Genomic DNA, 5126 nt, shown 5'->3' with positions numbered 1-5126 from the left:
AGCGCCACCCAGGACAGCCGCCTGGACCTGGACATGCTCGATGGTAAGACCCACGCCCATATCAAATTCAAGCGGGTAAGTGAAGACACCGGTAGAGAAGTACCGTGGGAACAGATCGTAAAGGGATATTTATACAACGATGAATATGTAATACTGGATGAGGAAGACTTTGAAGCAGCCAGCCCGAAGAAATCAAAGGTCATCGAGATCGAATCTTTTGTAGAAGAAACCGAGATTGATGATATTTATTTTGAATCTCCGTATTATGTTGAACCTGGTAAAGGCGGTGAAAAGGCATACGAACTACTGTTGCAAAGTCTGCTGAAGACGGGTAAGGTCGGAATGAGCCGCTTTGTGCTACGTACACAGGAACACCTCTCTGTGATCAGGCCGCGTGAAAATTACCTGCTGCTGCAGCAGCTCCGCTTTGAAGAGGAGATCCGTGCCCCGGAGTTCAGCGTGCCTGCCAATGTAAAACTTACAAAGCGGGAGGTGGATATGGCCGTGGAGCTGATAAAACAATATTCCGCGGCATTCGACATCAGCCAATACAAAGACGAATACAAAGCAGAGCTGATGAAGATTATTAAAGCCAAAGCCAGCGGCAAGAAACCGGTGATTAAGAAAATGCAGGTGGTACATACCAAGAGCGACGATCTGTTTGATCAGCTGAAAGCCAGCCTGACTAAACCAGGTAAGAAGCGCGCTTCATGAAATAATGAAAGTAGTATAACAGCAATGAATATACGAAAGCTGAAAAGCCTGTAAAATATGGAACCCGACTTCAATATTTTGATGGATGTAATTTACTGAGGCGATGAGATACCGGACGGAAATGCATTGGATACCCAGGTACTGTGGAGAATATTTCGCACTATGGGGCGCAAATAATTGCCGGATGATAGCTGAATGGAGGCGGGTTCCCTGAAACCATTAAATGAGTTGATATGGTGACAACAGTTGAAAAAGACCGCATACTCATCCTCAATGGGAAAAAGGTGACTTTAACCAATCAGCAGAAGATCTATTGGCCAAACGAAAAGATCACTAAGGGGCAACTGATCGACTACTACTTATCTGTAGCAAAATACATCCTGCCCCATCTGAAAGACCGTCCATTGTCGTTACACCGCTTTCCTAATGGGATAAAGGGCCATTCCTTTTACCAGAAAGACCTTGACCTGGATCAAACCCCTTCCTGGGTGAGAAGCGTGCCGGTAAGGGCAATATCCACGCAGAAAGACGTGGATTACCTGATTTGCAACAACGAGGCTACACTTGCCTATATGGTGAACCTTGGCTGCATTGAAATCAATCCGTGGTTGTCGCGCACCCGTAACCCTGACCGGCCTGACTTTGTGATCATTGATCTTGACCCGGAAGAGATAGATTTCAGGTATGTGGTGGAAACGGCACATTATATCCGGGATTTCCTTAATCAGCTTGAAATAACCAGCTACTGCAAAACCTCTGGTTCTACCGGACTGCACATCTATATTCCTGTGAATGCGAAATACGATTATGAAACAGGTCGTTCTTTCGCGGGGTATGTGGCGAGGGAGGTAAACCAGCAGTTACCGCTAACCACCAGTGTGATAAGAACAAAGGCGCAGCGGCACAAAAAAGTATACATCGATTTCCTACAGAACAGCAAGGGGCAAACCATAGCCTCTGCCTACTCCGTGCGGCCCAAACCTGGTGCACCGGTATCTATGCCACTGGATTGGGATGAAATAAATGAGGATTTACACATCAGTGATTTTAATATTTTCAATTCACTCCAACGATTAAACGAAAAAGGTGACATCTGGCGGGATATCCGTAATACTTCTAACGATCTTAAAAAGGTGATGAAGAAATAGTAATCCCGGTATTTACTTATTTAGTTACTTTGCCTTGCCAAATAGTTACGTAAACCAATAGCTATCTGGTGAAGCAAAATAACTGATAACAGCATGTCAAAGGGCCATATACTGATTATTGATGATGAAGACCAGTTACGGAAGCTGTTGAGCCGCCTGTTGGCGCTGGAAGGATATACCATGTATGAAGCGTCTAATGTGCGCGCTGCCATGAAGATCCTGGAAAGAGAAGAAATCCGTGTAATACTGTCTGATGTTAAATTGCCTGATGGCAATGGTGTAGAACTGGTACAGACGATCCGCTCAAAATACCCGGAAGCAGAAACCATCGTACTTACTGCCTATGGCAATATTGCAGATGGCGTTCAGGCTATCAAGAACGGTGCGTTTGATTACATCACCAAAGGAGACGATAACAACCGTATACTGCCGCTTGTCAGCAAAGCGATGGACAAAGCCGCGCTGCAGTTCCGTATCCGCGACCTGGAAAGGAAAATAAGCGGGAAGTATAATTTCGACAATATAATAGGCTCATCGCCCGAGATCAATGCCGCTGTGGCTTTGGCTGAGAAAGTAGCGCCTACAGACATGACCGTACTGCTGCTGGGAGAAACCGGTTCCGGTAAAGAAGTATTTGCGCAGGCCATTCATCAGGGCAGCAGCCGCCGTCAACAGCCGTTTGTAGCGGTCAATTGCAGTGCTATTGGCAAGGATATACTGGAGAGTGAGTTATTTGGCCATGTGGCAGGTGCATTTACGGGTGCTATAAAGGATAAGAAAGGATTCTTTGAAGAAGCCCGCGGAGGCTCCATTTTCCTGGATGAAATAGGAGAGATGCCCGTGGAGTTGCAAGCAAAGCTGCTGCGTGTACTGGAAGCACAGGAATTCTATAAAGTAGGGGAGCCTAAGCCGATAAAGACAGATGTGCGCATCATTGCCGCTACCAACCGAAATCTTGAGCAAGAGATTGCTGCCGGGCATTTCAGGGAGGACCTGTTCTATCGCTTGTCGGTGTTCCAGATCCGTCTGCCCTCACTGAATGAGCGAAAGAAAGACATTCCGGTTCTAGCGCAATGGTTCATTCAGCAGTTTGGGCCAAAGATGAACAAGCGCATTACCGGCATGACGCCTGCCTTCCTGGAAGCACTCCAGCACCACAGCTGGAAGGGCAACATCCGGGAATTGCGTAATGTAATAGAGCGCGCGGCCATACTAACGGATACGGATATACTGGACGCGCCGATTCTACCTTTCGATTTTCAGCAGCAATCGGCCGATGATATTTCTTCTTCCATGTTGCTTGCGGATATGGAGAAGAGGCATATCACCCGGGTGCTCGCACACGTGAAAGGAAATAAGACCAGAGCCGCCGAATTGATGGGTATAGGTCTTACCACATTGTACAACAAGATCAAGGAATATCAGATCAGCATATTATAGCAGCCATCCCATTAACAGGCAGGCCAGTACGATAAAGGGAGAAGGAACCCTGGTGAGCAGTAGTAGTCCCAGTGTGGTAAGTATAATCACGAGGCTGGACATGTTAATGGGAATGGCAAAGAGCAAAATGAAGGTTGCTGCCCACATAATACCCACCACCACTGCATTGATACCTTCCAGCGCGCGATAGATTACCACATACTTTTTCAGGTTATGCCATATCGGGAAGAAGAACAGCACCAGCAGGAGACTAGGTAGGAAAATGGCTATGGGAGCCAGTATACAGCCAAGGAACTGGTAGCCCATACCCAGGTTGCGCATGGCCATGCCGCCTACATAGGCCGATATAGAGAAGGTTGGGCCAGGTAACGCACGCATGATACCTGCACCAGTAAGCAGCTCTTCGGCTGTCAGGAACTGGGTTTTGGCGCGTGTTACGTATTGTTCCAGCATCATCGCTATCAGGATATCTCCTCCGCCAAACACCAGACTTCCGAACCGGTAGAAGTTCTCAAACAGGTTGAAGGGTCTGCGCGTAATCCAGTGATGAGAACGTGCATACTCAGAGAGCACACCGGCCAGTATAAATATTAAAACAAACAACCAGATATTGCCCCATTGTATTTTTTTAGGTTTCTCCAAAATATCGGGGATGCGTTTGTTGCTGAAGTTGGAAACAATGCCACCAAGTATAATCAGTGCCGGGAAAGTCCAGGGCGACTTGATATAGAAAGCGGCAAACATTGCCACGATCATAATCAGGAAGGTCGCAAGGTTGTTAATGCTGATGCGGTACGCCTTGATGCCGCCATAGGCCAGGAAGCCCACCGCCATAGGCTGAACGTATTTGAAGATGTCTGTTTGCAGAGCTTGCTTATCGAAATACTGCAGCAGAAAGCTCAGAGACCCCATCAGCAAACAGGCTGGCGTAATCCAGATCAACAGGGTGAAGATAGCCAGCATAACACCCCCGCGTTTATAGCCAATGAGGGTCAGTGTTTGAGAGGAGGATGCGCCGGGGAGCAGCTGGCAAAATGCGTTGTATTCCATCAATTCCTGTTCAGTAACATCTTTGCGCTGATGAACGAAAGTTTTCATCATCATTGCGAGATGACCCTGCGGACCACCATAGGCGGTAAGGCTATGCAATAGCACTGCTTTCAGAAAAGGAATATGACGTAGAAACACAGTTTGTTTAAAAGACACCCCCATCCCGGAGGTCACAATAAATTAACGAAATAATCGAACAAAATACAACAGTGTTGCTAAAGTAGCCAGCTCTTATTTTTAATACAGGCACAATCCTTGTAATATGGGTGTCTCTGTAAACGAAATATGGCCTTTTATCCGTTGTGATTGTTTTGTGCTAGCATTTAAAATATAACCCACCGGCATGCAAAGTGTTCGGATAAAAAGTATAACCATATTTGAAAGACCAGCAGAAATAACCATATCTATCTGTGAGCCATTAAAGAAACTGACCTGCGACCTGCAGAGTAAAGATAAAGTCCCGGTAAGCGTAACTTGCCGGGACTTCATATCAGTACAATCGTTATAGTTCTGTATGATGGCGATTTCCGCCCGGCCTTACTTTTTAAGGCCAATTTCCCGGAGGCGCTCATCGAGGTATTCCCCGGCAGTTATGGGCTCATATGCGAGCGGATGTTCAGCTGTAACACAGCTTTCCAGGCAATCCAGTTTCATATCCGATTTAGGATGCAGGAAGAATGGGATAGAGTACCTGGATGTGTTCCAGCGTTCGCGTGGCGGGTTCACAACGCGATGCGTGGTGGATTTCAGACGGTTGTTGGTCAGACGTTGTAG

General features: G+C 46.8%; 5 protein-coding genes. 3 read left to right on the top strand and 2 right to left on the bottom strand.

Annotation, left to right across the window (positions count from 1 at the left end):
- The 3 genes from ku to VM802_RS25700 form a co-directional block, all read left to right on the top strand.
- The coding region (gene ku, locus VM802_RS25710) for a non-homologous end joining protein Ku (protein ID WP_325536101.1) at nucleotides 1-714 on the top strand (714 nt) is incomplete at its 5' end.
- 233 nt (nucleotides 715-947) lie between these two features.
- Complete coding sequence (gene ligD, locus VM802_RS25705) at nucleotides 948-1862, top strand: non-homologous end-joining DNA ligase (protein ID WP_325536099.1); 915 nt, start codon at nucleotides 948-950, stop codon at nucleotides 1860-1862.
- Nucleotides 1863-1955: 93 nt separating this feature from the next.
- Nucleotides 1956-3302, top strand: a complete 1347-nt coding sequence (locus VM802_RS25700) for a sigma-54-dependent transcriptional regulator (protein ID WP_325536097.1) — start codon at nucleotides 1956-1958, stop codon at nucleotides 3300-3302.
- On the opposite strand, the gene chrA is transcribed toward VM802_RS25700, so the two are convergent.
- On the bottom strand, nucleotides 3297-4490 hold the full coding sequence (gene chrA, locus VM802_RS25695; RefSeq protein WP_325536095.1) for a chromate efflux transporter: 1194 nt from the start codon (nucleotides 4488-4490) through the stop codon (nucleotides 3297-3299). The genes VM802_RS25700 and chrA overlap by 6 nt on opposite strands.
- A 399-nt stretch (nucleotides 4491-4889) precedes the next feature.
- Nucleotides 4890-5126 (bottom strand): 2OG-Fe(II) oxygenase family protein (locus tag VM802_RS25690; protein ID WP_325536093.1); only part of this gene is annotated, 237 nt, incomplete at its 5' end.

It is taken from the genome of Chitinophaga sp. (assembly GCF_035538455.1).
Lineage (GTDB): Bacteria > Bacteroidota > Bacteroidia > Chitinophagales > Chitinophagaceae > Chitinophaga.
The sequence above is the reverse complement of the archived record's forward strand: the minus strand, read 5'-3'. Positions and strand labels throughout refer to the sequence as shown.

Excerpts from the sequence above, each read along its gene's own strand:
- ligD (WP_325536099.1), top strand. The coding sequence starts at position 948 with ATGGTGACAACAGTTGAAAAAGACCGCATACTCATCCTCAATGGGAAA.
- VM802_RS25700 (WP_325536097.1), top strand. The coding sequence starts at position 1,956 with ATGTCAAAGGGCCATATACTGATTATTGATGATGAAGACCAGTTACGG.